We start from the raw sequence: 19,362 nt of genomic DNA, 5'->3' as shown, positions 1-19,362 counted from the left end.
CGAACAGCGTAAAATGATCATTCACCTAAGACGAAGCAAATGCTAAAATGCTCTGCTCGTACTGAGTCTCTTAGCAATTGAAGGTAGTGGCATGCATTTTCATGAACGGTTTGATGTTATTGTTGTTGGTGGTGGTCATGCCGGAACTGAAGCCGCGTTGGCAGCAGCAAGAATGGGATCAAAAACATTATTACTAACGCACAATATCGATACGTTAGGACAAATGTCATGTAATCCAGCGATCGGTGGCATAGGCAAAGGCCATTTAGTGAAAGAAATTGACGCCTTAGGTGGTGCAATGGCAATCGCAACCGATTATGCAGGGATCCAATTTAGAACCTTAAATTCAAGTAAAGGCCCAGCAGTACGAGCAACACGAGCACAGGCTGACCGTGCACTGTATCGTCAAAAAATCCAAAATATATTACAAAACCAACCTAACTTACGTATTTTCCAACAAGCCGTAGATGACTTAATTGTTGAAAATCATCAAGTAGTTGGTGTAGTTACCCAAATGGGTTTAGCTTTTGAATCTCCAGCTGTTGTATTAACAACAGGTACATTCTTAAGCGGCAAAATTCATATAGGCTTAGAAAACTACAGCGGTGGCCGTGCAGGCGATCCACCAGCGATTGCTTTAGCAAATCGATTACGTGAATTACCGATCCGAGTCGGTCGTTTAAAAACAGGTACACCGCCACGTATCGATGCAAACACGATCGATTTTTCTCAAATGGCTGAACAGAAAGGCGATTCTCCGTTACCTGTCATGTCATTTATGGGGGATGTCAGTCATCATCCAAAACAGATTTCTTGCTGGATCACTCACACCAATGAAAAAACCCATGAAATTATTCGTGGTGGTTTAGACAGAAGCCCTATGTATTCAGGCGTCATCGAAGGTATTGGTCCACGTTATTGCCCATCGATTGAAGACAAGATCCACCGCTTTGCGGATAAATCTTCGCATCAGATCTTCATCGAACCAGAAGGTTTAAATACCAATGAGATCTATCCTAACGGGATCTCTACTAGTTTACCTTTCGATGTACAGTTGAATTTAGTACGTTCGATCAAAGGCATGGAAAACGCAGAAATCATGCGTCCAGGTTATGCGATTGAATATGATTATTTCGATCCAAGAGATCTGAAAAACTCATTAGAAACCAAAGCGATCAACGGTTTATTCTTCGCAGGCCAAATAAACGGCACTACAGGTTATGAAGAAGCTGGTGCTCAAGGTTTATTAGCAGGCATGAATGCCTCACTGCAAGTGCAAGGCAAAGAAGCCTGGTGTCCACGCCGTGACGAAGCGTATCTTGGAGTACTAGTTGACGATTTATCGACTCTAGGTACCAAAGAACCGTACCGTATGTTTACTAGCCGTGCCGAATACCGTTTGCTACTCCGTGAAGATAACGCTGATATTCGCTTAACGGCAAAAGGTCGCGAATTAGGTTTAGTTGACGACACTCGCTGGGCGGCATTTAGTGAGAAGTTAGAATCGATCGAACTTGAGTTACAACGTTTGCGCGCTCAATGGGTGCATCCAAATTCACCTTTGATCCATGCGTTAAACCCACACTTGAATACGCCGATCTCTCGCGAAGCATCATTTGAAGAATTACTGCGTCGTCCAGAAATGGATTACAGTAAGTTGATGCAGATCGAAGGTTTTGGTCCAGGGCTTGAAGATCCACAGGCGGCTGAGCAAGTTCAGATCCAAGTTAAGTATTCTGGTTATATTCAACGTCAGCAGGAAGAGATCAACAAAGCTGTGCGTAATGAGAACACAGGTTTACCTTTGACGCTCGATTACAAAGAAGTACCAGGCTTATCGAACGAAGTGATTGCTAAGTTAAATAACCACAAACCAGAAACCATAGGCCAAGCGTCACGGATCTCTGGTATTACGCCTGCGGCTATTTCAATTTTGTTAGTTCACCTCAAAAAGCGTGGCTTATTACGTAAGAGTGCGTAAAAGCTAGCTTAATCGCAGCTTAGGTCATAGAAGGGAAGCATTCAGGCTTCCCTTCATCGTTTTCGGGCTTCATAATAGCCTTCGCGTTCATAATCGTATCTTTGTTGAGGTTGCTCAGTGTTATCTGCCCAGTTAGAGGCTTATTTAGCCGAAATTAATTTGCCCGCAACCGTCGAGCAGAAAAAACAACTAATTGATTTTGTTGGTATGCTCAACAAATGGAATAAAGCCTATAACCTGACATCGGTGAGAGATCCCGAAGCTATGCTGATCCGTCATATCATGGACAGTTTAGTGGTTTCAAAACACCTGCAAGGTGAACGTTTTATCGATGTAGGCACTGGACCGGGTTTACCTGGGATCCCATTAGCCATTATGAATCCCGATAAACAATTTGTGTTATTGGATAGCTTAGGTAAACGTATTCGTTTTCAAAAACAAGTGTCCTTTGAATTAGGCATACATAACATCAGCTCAGTTGAAAGCCGCGTAGAAGCGTATCAACCGGAGGATAAATTCGACGGTGTATTAAGTCGTGCATTTGCCTCAATCCAAGATATGCTGACTTGGTGCCATCATCTCCCCGCTGAACACGGACAGTTTTATGCACTCAAAGGCCAGTTGAATGATGAAGAGATGCAACATATTCCAAGTGGATTTGTGGTGAAAGAAGTTATCGAGCTTAAGGTGCCTAAACTCGATGAAAAAAGACATTTATTGAAGATAATCAAAGAATAACAGGCTTAAAAGTGATAAATAAATCATTTATAAGCAAGGGCAATAAACCAGCATTTACATACAGGGTGATATTGTGGGTAAAGTGATTGCCGTGGCTAACCAGAAAGGTGGCGTAGGAAAAACAACTACTTGCGTTAACCTCGCCGCTTCGTTAGCAGCAACAAAACGTAAAGTATTATTGATCGATCTCGATCCTCAAGGTAATGCCACCATGGGGAGCGGTGTCGATAAGTATGACGTAGCTAATACAGCCTATGAATTATTGGTTGAAGAAAAATCTTTCGACGAGATCGTCATTAAAAACACTGCGGGTAAGTATGATCTGATCGCCAGTAATGGCGATGTCACTGCGGCAGAAATAAAATTGATGGAGTTTTTTGCCCGTGAGATTCGTTTGCGTAATGCACTCGCACCGATCAAAGATCAATATGATTATATCTTTATCGACTGCCCTCCTTCATTGAACATGTTGACCGTAAACGCTATGTCTGCGGCCGACTCTGTACTCGTGCCTATGCAGTGTGAATATTATGCCCTCGAAGGCTTAACTGCACTGATTGATACCATCACTAAGCTTGCTGCTATGGTTAATCCTGGACTTGGCATCGAAGGCATTTTACGTACTATGTATGATCCGCGTAATCGTTTATCTAATGATGTGTCCGATCAGCTAAAACAGCATTTTGGTGACAAAGTCTACCGTACTGTTATCCCACGTAATGTGAGGCTGGCAGAAGCACCAAGTTTTGGAGCGCCTGCTATGTATTACGATAAATCGAGTGCTGGCGCTAAGGCGTATCTAGCGCTTGCGGGTGAAATGATCCGTCGTTCAGAACAACAAACTCAGGCTAAGCAAGCGTAAAGGATCACCATGACGTTAAAGAAAAGAGGATTAGGCAAAGGGTTAGATGCCCTACTGAGTAACAGCCATGCCGCCAGTAAAAAGCACACTGACGAAGCTGATGTTGTCGATAAAAAAGAAGAGCTTATCCATCTCGATTTAGACTTATTACAGCCAGGTAAGTATCAACCTCGTAAAGACATGTCCCCCGAAGCGTTGGAAGAACTGGCACACTCTATCCGCAATCAAGGCATTATTCAGCCTATCGTTGTGAGACAAGTGACGAATAACATGTATGAGATCATTGCGGGTGAACGTCGTTGGCGTGCTGCGCAACTTGCTGGCTTGAATAAAATCCCCTGCATAGTAAAGCAAGTAGCTGATGAAGCCGCTGTTGCTATTGCTTTGATTGAAAACATCCAGCGTGAAGACTTAAATGCCATGGAAGAAGCCATTGCATTGCAACGTTTAATGCAAGAGTTTGAACTGACTCACCAACAGGTTGCCGATGTTGTGGGAAAATCCAGAGCGAGTGTATCTAACTTGTTACGTTTAAACGGCTTAAATGAGCCTGTTAAGCGTCTACTCGAGTATGGCGACATTGATATGGGTCATGCTCGCGCTTTGTTAGCAATTGAGGGAGAAGAACAAACAAATCTTGCGAGATTAGTGGCCGCTAAGGAATTAACCGTTCGCGAAACTGAACGATTAATTAATCAAACCTTAAATCCGCCTAAACAAGCCGAAACTACGACTAAAGATCAAGATGTTTGTCGTTTAGAGCAGCAGTTAATTGAAAGATTAGGTGCTAAGGTTTCGATCGCTCATAGCAGTAAGGGCACGGGTAAAATTGTAATTAACTATCAGAATCTGGCTGAATTAGACGGAATTCTTAGTAAAATTCATTAATGTCTGTAGATTAACAGTTTTTAATGTAAATTTGTGACAGATGCTAATCTTACATTTTAACTCGTTTGGCGCGAGATCACGTTAAAAGTGTTGTTTTTCCTTATCTCAAAGTTGCAATGAAGGCGTGAAAAGGTATACTTTCGCAAGCTTTTTGTGCATCGACATAAATACGGGTATTTGTCATCCGGTCATCGAAACAAAAAGTATGAATGCGGAGAGGATGAATTGAGTAAGGTTTTAGCGCGTCGTGGCCGGTGGTCAGCCTATAAATTGGTGATGATGCAGGCGGCGGTCGCTGGGGGTGCTTCAATTCTCTTTTTCGCCGTGTGGGGAGTTCAGTTTGGCTATTCTGCATTAGCAGGTGGTTCAATCGCTGTGCTCCCTAATTTTGTATTCGCAACCCTCGCTTTCTCCCACACGGGAGCAAGTTCAGCTGCAAAAGTCATAAAGACTTTTTACTGGGGGGAAGCGGTAAAGTTGCTGTTAACCATCGCAATGTTTTCGTTTGTGTTTATCAATCTTAAGGTCGCTTTTATGCCGCTTTTTGTTTGTTATGTGCTGACGCTAATCGTGCATTGGACAGCTCCTTTATACTTCAAGCAAAGTTAAGTGGGATGAATCATGGCTGCAACTGGTGAAGCGTTAACACCGCAGGGCTATATCCAACATCACCTTACCAACTTAAGTGTTGGTGAAGGCTTTTGGACATGGCACATTGATTCGTTGTTCTTTTCGGTTGGTCTTGGTGTTCTGTTCCTGTGGATTTTCCGCAGCGTTGGTAAAAAAGCGACTTCCGGTGTTCCTGGCAAACTGCAATGTTTTGTTGAGATTATCGTCGAGTTCGTAAATAACAGCGTGAAAGAAAGTTTTCATGGTCGCAATGCTCTGATCGCGCCTTTAGCTCTGACCATTTTTGTATGGGTATTCATGATGAACTTCATGGATATGATCCCTGTAGATTGGCTGCCTCATGCAGCAAGTTTAATGGGTATTCCATATCTTAAAGCGGTTCCGACGACTGACGTTAACATTACCTTTAGCTTAGCTATCGGTGTGTTCGTGCTGATTATTTTCTACAGCATTAAGGTCAAAGGTGTGTCTGGGTTTGTTAAAGAACTGACACTACAGCCCTTTAACCATAAGGCAATGATACCCGTCAACCTCCTATTAGAGACTGTTACTTTGATTGCTAAGCCAATTTCATTGGCATTGCGACTCTTTGGTAACTTGTACGCAGGTGAGTTGATCTTCATCCTTATTGCGCTGATGTATGGTACCAACTTGTTATTATCTACCCTAGGTGTGACTCTGCAACTGGGCTGGTTAATATTCCACATTTTGGTTATCACGCTGCAGGCGTTTATCTTCATGATGTTGACCATTGTTTATTTAAGCATGGCGCATGAAGATCATTAAGGATTGCTGAAGAAATTTTAAACTAAATCATCAACTAATATAGATTTAGATACTGGAGATACAGATGGAAACGATTTTAGGCATGACAGCTATCGCTGTTGCTCTGCTGATTGGTATGGGTGCTCTTGGTACTGCAATCGGTTTCGGCTTATTAGGCGGTAAGTTCTTGGAAGGCGCTGCGCGTCAACCAGAAATGGCTCCTATGCTACAAGTTAAAATGTTCATCGTAGCGGGTCTTCTTGACGCCGTAACTATGATCGGTGTTGGTATCGCATTATTTATGCTATTTACCAACCCACTGGGTGCAATGCTGTAAAAAACGCTTCTGTCTTAACTCTAAATAGGAGGCTGTTGTGAATTTCAACGCTACCCTAATCGGTCAGACGGTCGCCTTTATCATCTTCGTGTGGTTTTGCATGAAGTTTGTATGGCCCCCTTTGATGAATGCCATCGAAGAGCGCCAAAAAAGGATTGCTGACGGTCTAGCTGATGCTGATCGTGCGGTAAAAGACCTGGAGTTGGCACAAGCGAAAGCGACTGACCAACTAAAAGAAGCCAAGGTAACGGCTAATGAAATTATTGAGCAAGCTAACAAGCGTAAAGCTCAAATAGTTGAAGAAGCCAAAACCGAAGCAGACGCTGAGCGTGCTAAAATCATCGCTCAGGGTAAAGCAGAAATTGAAGCTGAACGTAATCGCGTCAAAGAGGATCTGCGTAAGCAGGTTGCTACTCTTGCCATCATGGGTGCTGAGAAGATCCTTGAGCGTTCTATTGATCCAGCCGCCCACAGTGACATAGTTAATAAACTAGTCGCTGAAATTTGATAAGGGAGTTGAGTTATGGCTGAATTAACCACCATCGCTCGCCCTTACGCAAAGGCAGCTTTTGACTTTGCTATTGAACAAGATGCAGTGGATTCATGGGCAGAAATGCTTACGTTTGCCGCATTGGTGAGTGAAAACGAAACCATGCAACCACTGTTAGCTGGCTCTTTAGCCAGCACTAAGCTCGCAGCACTCTTTATTAGTGTGTGTGGTGAGCAAGTCAATGTGCAAGGTCAGAACCTGATAAAGGTAATGGCTGAAAACGGTCGCTTAAAGGTGCTACCTGCTGTATCTCAGTTATTTACTGAATACCGTAATGAGTGGGCAAAAGAAGTAGAAGCCGATGTGGTTTCTGCAACTGAGCTGAGCTCTGAACAACAACAGCAGATTAGTATTTCTTTAGAGAAACGTCTCGCACGCAAAGTTAAGCTGAATTGTAGCACTGACGCCGCGCTCATCGCCGGTGTAATCATTAAGACAGGAGACCTAGTCATCGATGGCTCGGTCCGCGGTAAGTTATCGCGTCTGTCTGATAAGCTGCAGTCGTAATTGGGAGTTTGAGCATGCAACTGAATTCCACTGAAATCAGCGATCTGATTAAGCAGCGGATCGAGCAGTTCGAAGTCGTTAGCGAATCTCGTAACGAAGGTACTATCGTTGCGGTAAGTGACGGCATCATCCGCATCCACGGCCTAGCCGACGTGATGCAAGGTGAGATGATCGAACTGCCTGGTAACCGTTTTGCAATCGCGTTGAACCTTGAACGTGATTCTGTCGGTGCCGTAGTAATGGGTCCTTATGCTGATTTAGCAGAAGGCGTAAAAGTGAAAACGACTGGCCGTATTCTGGAAGTTCCAGTTGGCCGCGGTCTTCTTGGCCGCGTTGTTAACACTCTAGGTGAGCCAATTGACGGTAAAGGACCTATCGATAACGATGGTTTCTCGCCAATTGAAGTTATCGCACCAGGTGTTATTGAACGTCAGTCTGTTGATCAACCAGTTCAAACTGGTTACAAAGCCGTTGATGCCATGATCCCTATCGGTCGTGGTCAACGTGAATTGATCATTGGCGACCGTCAAACTGGTAAAACAGCAATGGCGATCGACGCAATTATCAACCAGAAAAATTCTGGCATTAAATGTGTGTACGTCGCGATTGGCCAAAAGGCTTCTACTATCGCTAACGTAGTACGCAAGCTAGAAGAACACGGTGCTTTAGCTAACACTATCGTTGTTGTTGCAACTGCTTCTGAAGCCGCTGCTCTACAATACTTAGCGCCATATTCTGGTTGTTCTATGGGTGAATACTTCCGTGACCGCGGTGAAGATTCTTTGATCGTATACGATGATTTGTCTAAGCAAGCAGTTGCTTATCGTCAAATTTCGTTACTGCTCAAGCGTCCACCAGGCCGTGAAGCTTACCCAGGTGACGTATTCTATCTACACTCACGTTTATTAGAGCGTGCATCACGCGTTAACGCGATTTATGTAGAAAAGTTCACTAAAGGTGCAGTAACTGGCAAAACTGGTTCTTTAACCGCGCTGCCGATTATTGAAACGCAAGCGGGTGACGTTTCTGCATTCGTACCGACCAACGTAATTTCAATTACCGATGGTCAGATCTTCCTTGAGACCGATCTGTTTAACTCTGGCCTACGTCCAGCGGTTAACCCAGGTATTTCTGTTTCTCGTGTTGGTGGTGCGGCTCAGACTAAGATCATCAAGAAACTGTCTGGTGGTATTCGTACCGCACTAGCACAGTATCGTGAGCTTGCTGCGTTCTCGCAATTTGCATCTGATCTTGACGATGCAACACGTGCTCAGCTTGAGCATGGTGTGCGTGTTACCGAACTGATGAAGCAAAAGCAATATGCTCCTATGAGCGTAGCCGCTCAAGCTGTGTCTATTTTCTCAGCTGAAAAAGGTTACCTGAAGAGTGTTGAGCTGAATAAGGTCGGTAATTTCGAAGCCGCTCTGCTCTCGTTCATGAACAGCGAGCATGCTCCTTTAATGAAGCTTATCAATGATACTGGCGATTATAGCGCTGATATCGAAGCTGAATTAAAAGCTGGCCTCGACAAGTTCGTAGCAACCCAAACCTGGTAACAATGATAGAGGTGTCTTAAGACACCTCAGGTCCAGATTGGAGAGTAGAGATGGCCGGCGCTAAAGAGATTAAAACCAAGATCGCGAGTGTGAAAAACACTCAGAAGATCACGTCCGCCATGGAAATGGTGGCAGCCAGCAAAATGCGCAGAGCGCAGGAACGCATGGCTGCGAGCCGTCCATATGCGGAAAGCATGCGTAAGGTGATCGGTCACGTCGCGCAAGGTTCTCTCGAGTATAAACACCCCTATTTGGAGGTGAGAGAGGCTAAGCGGGTTGGTTACATTGTTGTAGCAACCGACCGTGGCCTTTGTGGTGGTCTGAACGTTAACCTTTTCAAAAAGGTTATTGCAGACGTGAAAAGCTGGAAAGCCCAAGGTGCAGAATTTGAATTTTGCCCTATCGGTGCACGTAGTGTGCAGTTTTTCAAAAACTTCGGTGGACAAGTGTCTGCTCACGCTTCAGGTTTAGGCGATGCTCCAAAGCTCGCTGACTTGATCGGGACAGTCGGTGTCATGCTAGAAGCTTACAACGAAGGCAAGCTGGATCGTCTGTACGTGGTATTTAACAAATTTGTGAATACTATGACGCAGACTCCTGTGATCGAGCAGCTGCTACCTTTGCCTAAATCAGAAGATGATGAAACTGCTCATCGTTGGGATTATATCTACGAGCCAGATCCAAAAGCACTTTTGGATACTTTATTGGTCCGTTATGTAGAATCTCAGGTTTACCAAGGTGTTGTTGAAAACATTGCCTCTGAACAAGCTGCCCGTATGGTGGCAATGAAGTCGGCAACAGACAACGCGGGTGAGCTTATCAACGACTTGCAACTGGTCTATAACAAGGCCCGTCAGGCTGCGATTACGCAGGAACTGTCGGAAATTGTTTCTGGTGCCTCTGCGGTTTAGGTTAGGTAACGAATACAAGTTTTAGAGGATTAATCATGAGCACAGGTACTGTTGTCCAAGTGATTGGCGCGGTTGTGGACGTAGAGTTCCCACAAGATGCCGTACCTCAAGTATATGACGCTCTGAAAATCGTAGGTGAAGGCCCGTGTAATGGTTTGGTGCTGGAAGTTCAGCAACAGCTAGGTGGTGGTGTAGTTCGTACCATCGCTATGGGTTCTTCTGACGGTCTGCGTCGTGGTCTTGAAGTAGTAAACTCAGGTTCACCTATTACTGTTCCAGTTGGTACCGCCACTCTTGGCCGTATCATGAACGTATTAGGCGAGCCTATTGATGAAGCGGGTCCAATCGGTGAAGAAGAGCGTTATGTCATTCACCGTACAGCTCCTTCATACGAAGATCAATCAAGCTCTACTGAACTGTTAGAGACTGGCATCAAGGTTATCGACCTTGTTTGTCCATTCGCTAAGGGCGGTAAAGTCGGTTTGTTCGGTGGTGCGGGTGTTGGTAAAACAGTTAACATGATGGAACTGATTAACAACATCGCTAAAGCCCACTCGGGTCTTTCTGTATTCGCCGGTGTAGGTGAACGTACTCGTGAAGGTAACGACTTCTACTACGAGATGAAAGATTCTGGCGTTCTCGACAAAGTGGCCATGGTTTATGGTCAGATGAACGAGCCTCCAGGTAACCGTTTGCGCGTTGCACTGTCTGGTCTGACTATGGCAGAGAAGTTCCGTGACGAAGGTCGTGACGTACTGTTGTTCGTTGACAACATCTACCGTTATACCTTAGCCGGTACTGAAGTATCTGCACTGTTAGGTCGTATGCCTTCTGCGGTAGGTTATCAACCAACATTGGCTGAAGAGATGGGCGTTCTGCAAGAGCGTATCACTTCAACTAAGACGGGTTCTATTACTTCTGTACAAGCGGTATACGTACCTGCGGATGACTTGACCGATCCGTCACCAGCAACAACCTTCGCTCACTTAGATGCGACTGTTGTACTGTCACGTCAAATTGCTTCTCTGGGTATTTACCCTGCGGTTGACCCATTGGATTCGACTTCACGTCAATTAGATCCATTGGTTGTTGGCCAAGAGCATTATGACGTTGCTAACGGCGTGCAAACTGTACTGCAACGTTACAAAGAGCTGAAAGACATTATTGCGATTCTGGGTATGGATGAATTGTCTGATGAAGACAAGACTGTCGTATTCCGTGCTCGTAAGATTGAGCGTTTCTTATCTCAGCCTTTCTTCGTAGCAGAAGTCTTTACTGGATCTCCTGGTAAGTACGTTTCTCTGAAAGACACTATCCGTGGCTTTAAGGGTATTTTGAACGGTGAGTTTGATCACCTGCCAGAACAAGCGTTCTACATGGTTGGCTCAATCGATGAAGTCATCGAGAAAGCGAACAAAAAGAAATAACTAAGTATTCATACTTAGTTTTTTAAGGAGAACGGGATGGCAGCCATGACAGTACATCTTGATATTGTAAGCGCAGAGAGCAAAATCTTCTCTGGTCGTGTAGCTTCGCTGCAAGTGACTGGTTCTGAAGGTGAGTTGGGCATAATGCATGGCCACGCTCCTTTGCTTAGTTATATCAAACCTGGCATGGCGCGCATCGTCAAGCAAGACGGCAGTGAAGAAGTGTTTTACCTTTCAGGTGGTATTCTGGAAGTGCAGCCTTCTTCTGTCTCCGTATTGGCTGATGTGGTTATGCGTGCCAAAGATATTGATGAGCAAGCGGCATTAGAAGCTAAGCGTCGTGCAGAAGCCCATATGGCAACTGCTGGCGCTGACTTCAATTATGACGCGGCTATGGTTGAGTTAGCTAAGGCTATGGCTCAATTACGTGTTGTTGAAACCATCAAGAAAAACATTGCCAGATAAGGTTATTGTTTGTGAAAAAAGGCGACCATAGGGTCGCCTTTTTTGTGTCTAAAAATGGGATAGATTGGCATTCTTGTATGTCTTTGATTGATTAGCATCGCTATCTACTTCGCTTTTCGATGTGCTTTCCGTTAAAATTGCGCCACTAATACCAATCGTATTAAATATCTGTTCATTCAGCGGGAGTTCAACGCGCTTTAGACAAGGCGAAGGCTTGAAGGCATAGTGGTGCTCTGTCGAAAGCCTTGAACGCAGTATGAAGCGCGTTGAAACCCGCCCTTTGGGAGCCTCACAGGCATCCCACTCCCGTGTTGCATTGATTTAAAAGGGAATAACCATTTCTGCGTCAATGCGCCTTGGATTGAGATGCCTGTGAGGCTCTGAACTGATTAGATATTTAATGTGATTGGTATACGACCGTAATTTTTTCACCCTCTTGGGTATTTGTTCAAGGATCTGGTAATGGCATTAAATGTAGTGATCTTAGCGGCTGGCAAGGGAACACGGATGCGCTCTGATCTTCCTAAGGTATTACATCCCATCGCCCATAAGAGCATGGTGCAACATGTCATCGATACCGCTAATAAAGTTGGCAGTGACTCTATTCAGTTAGTCTATGGTTATGGTGCCGACAAGCTACAAGCCTGTTTGGGTGAGCAACAACTTAACTGGGTATTGCAAGCCGATCAATTAGGCACAGGTCATGCGGTTGCACAGGCTAGCCCACATATCGCCGACAGCGATACAGTACTTATTCTTTATGGCGATGTGCCGTTGATCCAAACATCGACTCTCGAAGCATTACTCGCCGCCCGTCCTGAAAATGGCGTTGCTATTTTAACAGTGAATTTAGCGAATCCTATGGGTTATGGCCGTATTGTCCGTGAGCAAGGAAAAGTCATTGGAATTATTGAGCAAAAAGATGCGACTGCAGAACAGTTGCTGATCAACGAAATTAACACCGGCATCATGGCGGTTCCGGGTAAACAACTTAAAACTTGGTTGAGCCGTTTATCGAACAATAATGCCCAAGGCGAATATTATCTAACGGATATTATTGCTATGGCGCACGCTGATGGCGTTGCTATTGATACTGCTCAGCCACAATCGGCCATTGAAGTCGAAGGCGCCAATAATCGCGTGCAATTAGCGCAACTTGAACGTGCTTACCAAGCTCGTGAAGCCGAAAAGCTCATGTTGGCGGGGGCGAACCTTCGCGACCCAAGCCGTATCGATATCCGTGGTGAAGTCACTGTTGGTATGGATGTGATGATCGATATTAATGTGATATTCGAAGGCAAAGTGACCTTGGGTAATAATGTCACTATTGGCGCAGGCGCGATTTTAATTGATTGCGAGATTGCCGATGATGCTGAGATCAAGCCTTACTCTATTATCGAAGGTGCTACGCTTGGCGTTGCTGCCAGTGCTGGCCCATTTGCACGTTTACGTCCGGGAGCAGAACTTAAGCAAGATGCACATATAGGCAACTTTGTTGAAGTGAAAAAAGCGGTGATTGGCGTTGGATCCAAAGCTGGACACTTAGCTTATTTAGGCGATGCCATCATTGGTGATGGCGTCAACATTGGTGCTGGCACTATTACCTGCAACTATGATGGCGCGAATAAGCATCTTACTGTTATCGAAGATAACGTCTTTGTCGGTTCTGACACTCAGTTGGTGGCTCCAGTGACCATAGGTAAAGGGGCAACTTTAGGGGCCGGTTCAACGATTACCCGCGATGTAGGTGAGAATGAGTTAGTGATCACTCGTGTTAAACAAAAACACCTCACTGGTTGGCAACGTCCAGTGAAAATTAAAAAGTAAGTTTTAAAACTCAACTTAATGTCAAAAAAGCGGCCATGTGCCGCTTTTATCTTTATTGTGTTCAATGTGTTGCACTAAAAAGCCTTTTTATTAAGTAATGCTTAATAATTAAGATTTTCTTCATGTTTTTGTGGTATGGGCAAATTGTTGGTTTTTAAGTTAATTTGATCACTATCACACGCAATTGTAAATTTTCGTAAAGAAGAGAAAATAAAAACACTTCTCATTTATATTGCCTGCAATTCTAAGACGAAAGGTCTATTTGAGGTGTTGGCAATGGTATTTAAATATTCAGTTATAGGTTTAGCTGTAGGCTCGGCATTAATGGCTATGCCGGTTATTGCAGAAGTGGCGAGCGATAAAAATATTGAGCGCATCAATGTGACTGGCCGTACTTTTAACGACTATAAAGTCGGTAGTGCATCGGGTGCCATGCGTGGCGATATCGACTTAATGGATACTCCACAGTCAGTTAATGTTATCCCTGATTTTGTGACTGATGAACAGTTGGCAACCAATCTAGCGGAAGTATTAGTTAATGATTCGAGTGTGACAGCGGGAACCACGCGCTGGAACCGTCAAGTCTTCAGTATCCGCGGCTTCGAGCTCGATTCGGGTAATGGTTATCTTATCAATGGCCATCAACAATGGTCTCACTACGTACAACCAATTGAAACTTTACAGCAAGTCGAAGTATTGAAAGGTCCTTCGAGCATGTTGTACGGCCAATCTGGCCCTGGTGGTTTAGTGAATATGGTCACTAAGAAACCGACCTATGATTCAATGCTCGATTTAGGTTTTGATACTGATGGTTTTGGTTCGACCCGTGCTCAGCTAGATGCTGGCGGCAGCTTAAATGATGCTCAGAGTCTTCGTTACCGCGGCGTGTTAGTGAAGCAAGACACAAAATACTGGCGTGAGTATTCCGCTAACGATGAGAACCAAGAGCGTGACCGTTGGTTGGGCTACTTAAACTTAGAATTTGATGTCAGTGATGATGTTCTGTTATCGGTTAAGTACGATCATACCCAAGATAAAGCAGGCATTGATGCGGGTGGGTGGTTAGATAAACAAGGTAATGTTATCGGTGAACGTAAAACAGTATGGGATGCACCTTGGGCCTTTACCGATAACACAGTCTCTAACTTAGGTGCCGATCTAACTTGGCAGATGAGTGATGATTGGAAAGTTAAAGTCGGCTATAACGATCAACAATTTAATCGTCAACGTTTTGATTCTGCTCCCCAATATACGGAAGACCCATTCACTAAGGGGTATAGCATCAAACCATTCGATCGTTACGACGATTGGCAGCATAAAACCGCTTTCGTGGACTTTACGGGTGAATTTACCTTAGCGGGCATGGAGCACCAATTCCTTATTGGTGCTAACTACTTAGACTATTTCTACCAGCAGCAAATTCAGCGTGGGGCAACTCAAACCGTTATTCCTGGGCAAACGGTAATTGAGCCAGATCTTGATTACCACAATGGCAAAAAAGGTACCCCAAGCGAATACAAGTATTACGGTTTTTATTTACAGGACTTAATGACGCTTAATGAGCAATGGAAATTGCTTGCTGGCGTGCGTTACGACGAACAGAAAAAAGATGGTTATGGCGAAAATAGCTATGCCGTATCGCCTAAGTTTGGTGTGATCTACTCGCCAATGAGTAATGGCAATATTTACGTTAACTATTCAAAAAGCTTTACACCACAAGGCGCGGTAAATAACGAATTCGATGTCAACGATGGACTGAATTTAAAGCCAGAATACGGTATTCAATATGAACTGGGTACTAAGTGGGAATTGTTTGACGATAGCCTGTTATTAACCGCAGCGGTATTCGATATTACGCTCGAAAACATCACAATTTCAGAGAAATTATCAGCACCAATTGGTGATTATACCGATATCACTACTCAGGGTGGTGAACAGAAACATCGTGGCTTTGAAATGGGAGCACAGGGTCAAATCGGTGATAGCTGGTTTGTGACTTCTTCCATGATGTATTTAGATGCAGAGTATCAAACGGGAGATGCCCGTGAAGGTAAAACTCCGATTGATGCCCCTGAGTGGTCGGCCAATATCTGGACCCGTTACGAAGTGACTGACAATTTTGCGATGAACTTCGGTGCTATCTATGTGGGTGAGCGTTTTGCCGATCTCGATAACACTATTACTAAAGATGGTTATGTGCGTTTCGATATAGGTGCAGCCTACACTATGGATATCATGGGCAAAGATGTGAGCCTTCGCGCCAACGTGAGAAACCTCTTCGATACCGATTATATCGATGGTGGTCAGTACAATATGGTCACTATTGGCCAAGACCGTAACTTCAGTGTTGCAGTTGAAGCTAAGTTCTAAAATTCATAACGTTTTAAATCCATTAAAAGCAGTTCATCCCTAAAGGATAAACTGCTTTTTTATTGGTTGGTTTTTAAGTTCACAATTTTAAATTAATTAAAATGACTCGCGATCATGCAAAAGTGTGTTTCGTATGACTAGCAAAAAAGTTTCGTTTCACTATAATGCACCTTTCGAATCGAAACTTAACTGAAAGGTTTTATGAATAAACGAAACACACAGCAGCGTCGCCACAGCATAATCACCATATTGAACGAACAGGGTGAAGTGAGCGTTGATGAACTGTCGTTACGTTTTGAAACCTCAGAAGTGACGATTCGTAAGGATCTCGCCGCGCTTGAGAAAACGGGTTTATTATTGCGCCGTTACGGTGGCGCCGTGGCGATTCCAGACGAAGTCACTCAACAGTTCTCTGCCAAGATAGCGCCTAATAAACTTTCTATTGCGAAAACCGCCGCGCAGCTGATTAAAGATCACAATCGCATCATTATCGATAGTGGCACTACGACGTCAGGCTTGATTGAACAGCTGAACGATAAGCGTGGGCTGGTGGTCATGACTAATGCGCTACACCTTGCAAATGCCATCCATGAACTCGAAAACGAGCCCACCTTATTGATGACTGGTGGCACTTGGGACCCGCATTCTGAATCCTTTCAAGGTCAAGTCGCCGAGCAAGTGTTGCGTTCATATAATTTCGACCAACTGTTTATCGGTGCTGATGGTATCGATCTTGAACGCGGGACCACCACCTTTAACGAGTTAACAGGTCTAAGCAAAGTGATGGCCGAAGTTTCCCGCGAAGTGATCGTTATGGTTGATTCAGACAAAATCGGCAAGCGGATCCCTAACTTAGAGTTACCGTGGGCCAAGGTCAGTGTGTTGGTCACCGACTCACGTATCGACGAGAGTGCGCTCAAACAAATTTCAGATCAGGGCGTGCGAGTTATGTTAGCGCCCTACGCTCAATAGACAAAATAGCTTAACAACTTCATTTTAATTTATAGGTAAAGACTATGTGTGGAATCGTAGGCGCCGTGGCGCAAAGGGATGTGGCTGAAATTCTGGTAGAAGGCTTACGCCGTTTAGAATATCGCGGATATGACTCTGCAGGCGTTGCCGTTATTCACAATGGTGAACTCAACCGTACGCGCCGCGTTGGCAAAGTACAAGAGTTGTCGGCTGCGCTTGAAACTGACCCATTAGCAGGCGGAACCGGTATCGCGCACACTCGTTGGGCGACCCACGGTGAGCCGAGTGAGCGTAATGCTCATCCGCATTTATCGGAAGGTGATATTGCCGTGGTGCACAACGGTATTATCGAAAACCACAATAAACTGCGCGAAATGCTTAAAGGTTTAGGTTACAGCTTTAGTTCAGATACCGATACCGAAGTGATTTGTCACTTAGTGCACCATGAGCTGAAAACCCATAACACTCTACTTGGTGCTGTACAAGCCACAGTTAAACAACTCGAAGGCGCCTATGGCACAGTCGTTATTGACCGTCGTGATAGTGAACGTATGGTTGTTGCTCGCTCTGGTAGTCCATTGGTGATTGGTTTTGGTCTAGGTGAAAACTTTGTCGCTTCGGATCAACTCGCCTTATTACCCGTGACTCGCTCATTTGCTTTCCTAGAAGAAGGTGATGTGGCCGAAGTGACCCGTCGCAGCGTGAGTATTTTCGACTTAAACGGTAATGCCGTTGAGCGTGAAGTAAAAGAATCTGAAATTACCCACGATGCCGGTGACAAAGGCGAATATCGCCACTATATGCTTAAAGAAATTTACGAGCAGCCATTGGCACTGACGCGCACAATTGAAGGTCGTATTGCTAATAAGCAAGTGCTAGACACGGCTTTTGGTGACAACGCTGCTGAGTTTTTAAAAGATATCAAACATGTGCAAATCATCGCCTGTGGTACTAGTTACCATGCGGGCATGGCGGCACGTTACTGGTTAGAAGATTGGGCTGGCGTGTCTTGTAACGTCGAAATTGCCTCTGAATTCCGTTATCGCAAGTCGCACTTATTCCCAAATAGCCTGTTGGTGACGATTTCACAATCGGGTGAAACTGCCGATACCTTAGCGGCCATGCGCTTAGCGAAAGAAATGGGTTATAAAGCCACATTGACCATTTGTAATGCGCCAGGTTCATCATTGGTTCGCGAATCTGACATGGCTTACATGATGAAAGCGGGCGCCGAGATTGGCGTGGCATCGACTAAAGCTTTCACAGTACAACTTGCTGGATTATTAATGTTGACTGCGGTGATCGGTCGCCACAATGGTATGTCTGATCAAATGCAGGCTCAAATCACTCAAAGCCTACAATCTATGCCAGCAAAAGTGGAACAAGCTTTAGGTTTAGATGCTGCGATTGCTGAACTGGCTGAAGATTTTGCCGATAAACACCATGCGTTATTCCTTGGCCGTGGCGATCAATATCCGATTGCGATGGAAGGCGCGTTAAAGCTGAAAGAGATTTCTTATATTCATGCTGAAGCTTATGCCTCTGGCGAATTAAAACACGGCCCACTAGCGCTTATCGATGCCGATATGCCAGTGATTGTCGTTGCGCCAAACAATGAATTGCTCGAAAAACTGAAATCGAATGTTGAAGAAGTGCGTGCCCGTGGTGGCTTAATGTATGTGTTTGCCGATGTGGATGCTGAGTTTGAGTCGGATGACACGATGAAAGTGATCCCAGTGCCACACTGTGACATCTTTATGGCGCCACTGATCTACACTATTCCTTTACAGCTATTGTCGTACCATGTTGCATTAATCAAAGGTACCGACGTGGATCAACCACGTAACTTGGCAAAGTCTGTAACAGTAGAATAAATAGAGATATTTAAATGAAAACCGCCTTTATTGGCGGTTTTTTCATTTAGATTCACGACAAAATGACGATTAACTTACAGTAATAGCAAATGCTGGTGGTTTAACTTTCTATGCTGGAATGGCATCTAGCTCGTGCTGCTTTTTTGCCTCAATGCGTTTCCACACTTTGTCATGGAAGTAAAACACTACAGTGTTAATCGCGGGTTCTACTAAGGCTACTGCGCCACCGACGACTACGCTGCCAGTTAATAAATAGGTTACGGTAAAAGCGACGCTAAAATGTAGTACAGCAAAAGTGAGTGTCTTAGTCATGATCTTGTCCTCTAAATAGGCTCCCAGCGGGAATGTTTAGATGATAACAATTCTCATTAAAATTAAAAGCCGTGTTTTCAGATTAGTTTAAACGGTTTTATCTATTTATCCGTTGTAAAAAACATAAAGCCCTCACGATGGCTGTCTCTTCTACACAAATCCCTCGGTTTGCCCCGAGGGATTTTTTTGAACCATTTTTAATTAACCTGATCTGATCCTGACCTTTTGTTTCAGATACCACATGCCATGTTTTTAAGTGAACCATCACTCTGGGCACAGAGCATTTTTCAGCGCGCAAAATTAGGGGATGTACGAAGGACCAAACGGCTTGTACAGTTGGCGGCTCAACTTGCAGCTCATACAGGACAATCTATCGTGCAATCTCTTTCA

The 19,362-nt window shown here is 44.5% G+C and carries 20 protein-coding genes; 18 read left to right on the top strand and 2 right to left on the bottom strand.

The features are described 5' to 3' along the window. Nucleotides 1-91 precede the first annotated feature (91 nt). The 13 genes from mnmG (at nt 92) to L5M28_RS20890 (ending at nt 11,617) form a co-directional block, all read left to right on the top strand. Entirely contained in the window at nt 92-1,981 is a 1,890-nt protein-coding gene (mnmG, locus tag L5M28_RS20950) for a tRNA uridine-5-carboxymethylaminomethyl(34) synthesis enzyme MnmG (protein WP_113941417.1), read from the top strand. A 117-nt stretch (nt 1,982-2,098) separates the two neighbouring features. Further along, nucleotides 2,099-2,719 carry a 16S rRNA (guanine(527)-N(7))-methyltransferase RsmG gene (gene rsmG, locus L5M28_RS20945; protein ID WP_131524521.1) on the top strand — a complete coding sequence of 207 codons (621 nt, stop codon included), beginning with the start codon at nt 2,099-2,101 and terminating at the stop codon, nt 2,717-2,719. A gap of 73 nt (nt 2,720-2,792) precedes the next feature. After that, the gene (locus L5M28_RS20940) at nt 2,793-3,581 is read left to right on the top strand and encodes a ParA family protein (RefSeq protein WP_105250796.1); all 789 of its coding nucleotides are present in this window, start codon (nt 2,793-2,795) and stop codon (nt 3,579-3,581) included. Nucleotides 3,582-3,590: 9 nt separating this feature from the next. After that, nucleotides 3,591-4,469 carry a ParB/RepB/Spo0J family partition protein gene (locus tag L5M28_RS20935; protein WP_105250795.1) on the top strand — a complete coding sequence of 293 codons (879 nt, stop codon included), beginning with the start codon at nt 3,591-3,593 and terminating at the stop codon, nt 4,467-4,469. Nucleotides 4,470-4,694: 225 nt separating this feature from the next. After that, complete coding sequence (locus L5M28_RS20930) at nt 4,695-5,078, top strand: ATP synthase subunit I (RefSeq protein WP_105250794.1); 384 nt, start codon at nt 4,695-4,697, stop codon at nt 5,076-5,078. A gap of 12 nt (nt 5,079-5,090) precedes the next feature. After that, nucleotides 5,091-5,885 carry a F0F1 ATP synthase subunit A gene (gene atpB / locus L5M28_RS20925; RefSeq protein WP_105250793.1) on the top strand — a complete coding sequence of 265 codons (795 nt, stop codon included), beginning with the start codon at nt 5,091-5,093 and terminating at the stop codon, nt 5,883-5,885. 64 nt (nt 5,886-5,949) lie between these two features. Next, nucleotides 5,950-6,201: a F0F1 ATP synthase subunit C gene (gene atpE, locus L5M28_RS20920; RefSeq protein ID WP_006083840.1), complete on the top strand. Its 252-nt coding sequence runs from the start codon at nt 5,950-5,952 to the stop codon at nt 6,199-6,201. A gap of 37 nt (nt 6,202-6,238) precedes the next feature. Further along, a complete protein-coding gene (gene atpF, locus L5M28_RS20915; RefSeq protein ID WP_006083841.1) occupies nt 6,239-6,709 on the top strand; it encodes a F0F1 ATP synthase subunit B in 471 nt (156 codons plus the stop codon). A gap of 15 nt (nt 6,710-6,724) precedes the next feature. Beyond that, on the top strand, nt 6,725-7,258 hold the full coding sequence (gene atpH / locus L5M28_RS20910; RefSeq protein ID WP_006083842.1) for a F0F1 ATP synthase subunit delta: 534 nt from the start codon (nt 6,725-6,727) through the stop codon (nt 7,256-7,258). 14 nt (nt 7,259-7,272) lie between these two features. Beyond that, a complete protein-coding gene (gene atpA / locus L5M28_RS20905) occupies nt 7,273-8,814 on the top strand; it encodes a F0F1 ATP synthase subunit alpha (RefSeq protein WP_168827626.1) in 1,542 nt (513 codons plus the stop codon). A gap of 50 nt (nt 8,815-8,864) precedes the next feature. Continuing rightward, on the top strand, nt 8,865-9,725 hold the full coding sequence (atpG, locus tag L5M28_RS20900) for a F0F1 ATP synthase subunit gamma (protein ID WP_006084762.1): 861 nt from the start codon (nt 8,865-8,867) through the stop codon (nt 9,723-9,725). A 35-nt stretch (nt 9,726-9,760) separates the two neighbouring features. Further along, nucleotides 9,761-11,152 carry a F0F1 ATP synthase subunit beta gene (gene atpD, locus L5M28_RS20895; RefSeq protein WP_105250791.1) on the top strand — a complete coding sequence of 464 codons (1,392 nt, stop codon included), beginning with the start codon at nt 9,761-9,763 and terminating at the stop codon, nt 11,150-11,152. Between the two features lie 36 nt (nt 11,153-11,188). Then, entirely contained in the window at nt 11,189-11,617 is a 429-nt protein-coding gene (locus L5M28_RS20890) for a F0F1 ATP synthase subunit epsilon (protein WP_105250790.1), read from the top strand. A gap of 48 nt (nt 11,618-11,665) precedes the next feature. On the opposite strand, the gene L5M28_RS20885 is transcribed toward L5M28_RS20890, so the two are convergent. Beyond that, the gene (locus L5M28_RS20885; protein WP_263204327.1) at nt 11,666-11,938 is read right to left on the bottom strand and encodes a hypothetical protein; all 273 of its coding nucleotides are present in this window, start codon (nt 11,936-11,938) and stop codon (nt 11,666-11,668) included. A gap of 141 nt (nt 11,939-12,079) precedes the next feature. Between L5M28_RS20885 and glmU the strand changes: the two genes are divergently transcribed. From glmU to glmS, 4 genes are all read left to right on the top strand, one after another. After that, nucleotides 12,080-13,444 (top strand): bifunctional UDP-N-acetylglucosamine diphosphorylase/glucosamine-1-phosphate N-acetyltransferase GlmU, encoded by a 1,365-nt coding sequence (gene glmU / locus L5M28_RS20880; RefSeq protein ID WP_219252103.1) that lies wholly within the window; start codon nt 12,080-12,082, stop codon nt 13,442-13,444. Between the two features lie 276 nt (nt 13,445-13,720). Continuing rightward, nucleotides 13,721-15,814, top strand: coding sequence for a TonB-dependent receptor (locus L5M28_RS20875; protein ID WP_198573707.1), 2,094 nt, complete (start codon nt 13,721-13,723; stop codon nt 15,812-15,814). 201 nt (nt 15,815-16,015) lie between these two features. Then, a complete protein-coding gene (locus L5M28_RS20870) occupies nt 16,016-16,786 on the top strand; it encodes a DeoR/GlpR family DNA-binding transcription regulator (protein WP_011791272.1) in 771 nt (256 codons plus the stop codon). A 44-nt stretch (nt 16,787-16,830) separates the two neighbouring features. Beyond that, entirely contained in the window at nt 16,831-18,660 is a 1,830-nt protein-coding gene (glmS, locus tag L5M28_RS20865; protein ID WP_014611872.1) for a glutamine--fructose-6-phosphate transaminase (isomerizing), read from the top strand. 108 nt (nt 18,661-18,768) lie between these two features. Here glmS and L5M28_RS20860 read toward each other — a convergent pair whose 3' ends face one another. Then, nucleotides 18,769-18,972: a DUF2061 domain-containing protein gene (locus L5M28_RS20860; RefSeq protein WP_105250772.1), complete on the bottom strand. Its 204-nt coding sequence runs from the start codon at nt 18,970-18,972 to the stop codon at nt 18,769-18,771. 246 nt (nt 18,973-19,218) lie between these two features. Here L5M28_RS20860 and L5M28_RS20855 point away from each other — a divergent pair. Next, nucleotides 19,219-19,362, top strand: a 144-nt coding sequence (locus tag L5M28_RS20855) for a transposase (RefSeq protein ID WP_263140584.1), incomplete at its 3' end; no start/stop codon positions are given.

Source organism: Shewanella sp. SW32, from assembly GCF_025653365.1.
GTDB lineage: Bacteria > Pseudomonadota > Gammaproteobacteria > Enterobacterales > Shewanellaceae > Shewanella > Shewanella oncorhynchi.
Note: the sequence above shows the minus strand (reverse complement) of the source record. Positions and strands in the feature narration are given on the sequence as shown.

Excerpts from the sequence above, each read along its gene's own strand:
- L5M28_RS20860 (WP_105250772.1), bottom strand. The coding sequence starts at position 18,972 with ATGACTAAGACACTCACTTTTGCTGTACTACATTTTAGCGTCGCTTTT.
- L5M28_RS20875 (WP_198573707.1), top strand. The coding sequence starts at position 13,721 with ATGGTATTTAAATATTCAGTTATAGGTTTAGCTGTAGGCTCGGCATTA.
- L5M28_RS20870 (WP_011791272.1), top strand. The coding sequence starts at position 16,016 with ATGAATAAACGAAACACACAGCAGCGTCGCCACAGCATAATCACCATA.
- glmU (WP_219252103.1), top strand. The coding sequence starts at position 12,080 with ATGGCATTAAATGTAGTGATCTTAGCGGCTGGCAAGGGAACACGGATG.
- L5M28_RS20935 (WP_105250795.1), top strand. The coding sequence starts at position 3,591 with ATGACGTTAAAGAAAAGAGGATTAGGCAAAGGGTTAGATGCCCTACTG.
- atpE (WP_006083840.1), top strand. The coding sequence starts at position 5,950 with ATGGAAACGATTTTAGGCATGACAGCTATCGCTGTTGCTCTGCTGATT.
- atpD (WP_105250791.1), top strand. The coding sequence starts at position 9,761 with ATGAGCACAGGTACTGTTGTCCAAGTGATTGGCGCGGTTGTGGACGTA.
- mnmG (WP_113941417.1), top strand. The coding sequence starts at position 92 with ATGCATTTTCATGAACGGTTTGATGTTATTGTTGTTGGTGGTGGTCAT.
- atpA (WP_168827626.1), top strand. The coding sequence starts at position 7,273 with ATGCAACTGAATTCCACTGAAATCAGCGATCTGATTAAGCAGCGGATC.
- atpB (WP_105250793.1), top strand. The coding sequence starts at position 5,091 with ATGGCTGCAACTGGTGAAGCGTTAACACCGCAGGGCTATATCCAACAT.
- L5M28_RS20890 (WP_105250790.1), top strand. The coding sequence starts at position 11,189 with ATGGCAGCCATGACAGTACATCTTGATATTGTAAGCGCAGAGAGCAAA.
- glmS (WP_014611872.1), top strand. The coding sequence starts at position 16,831 with ATGTGTGGAATCGTAGGCGCCGTGGCGCAAAGGGATGTGGCTGAAATT.
- atpG (WP_006084762.1), top strand. The coding sequence starts at position 8,865 with ATGGCCGGCGCTAAAGAGATTAAAACCAAGATCGCGAGTGTGAAAAAC.
- atpH (WP_006083842.1), top strand. The coding sequence starts at position 6,725 with ATGGCTGAATTAACCACCATCGCTCGCCCTTACGCAAAGGCAGCTTTT.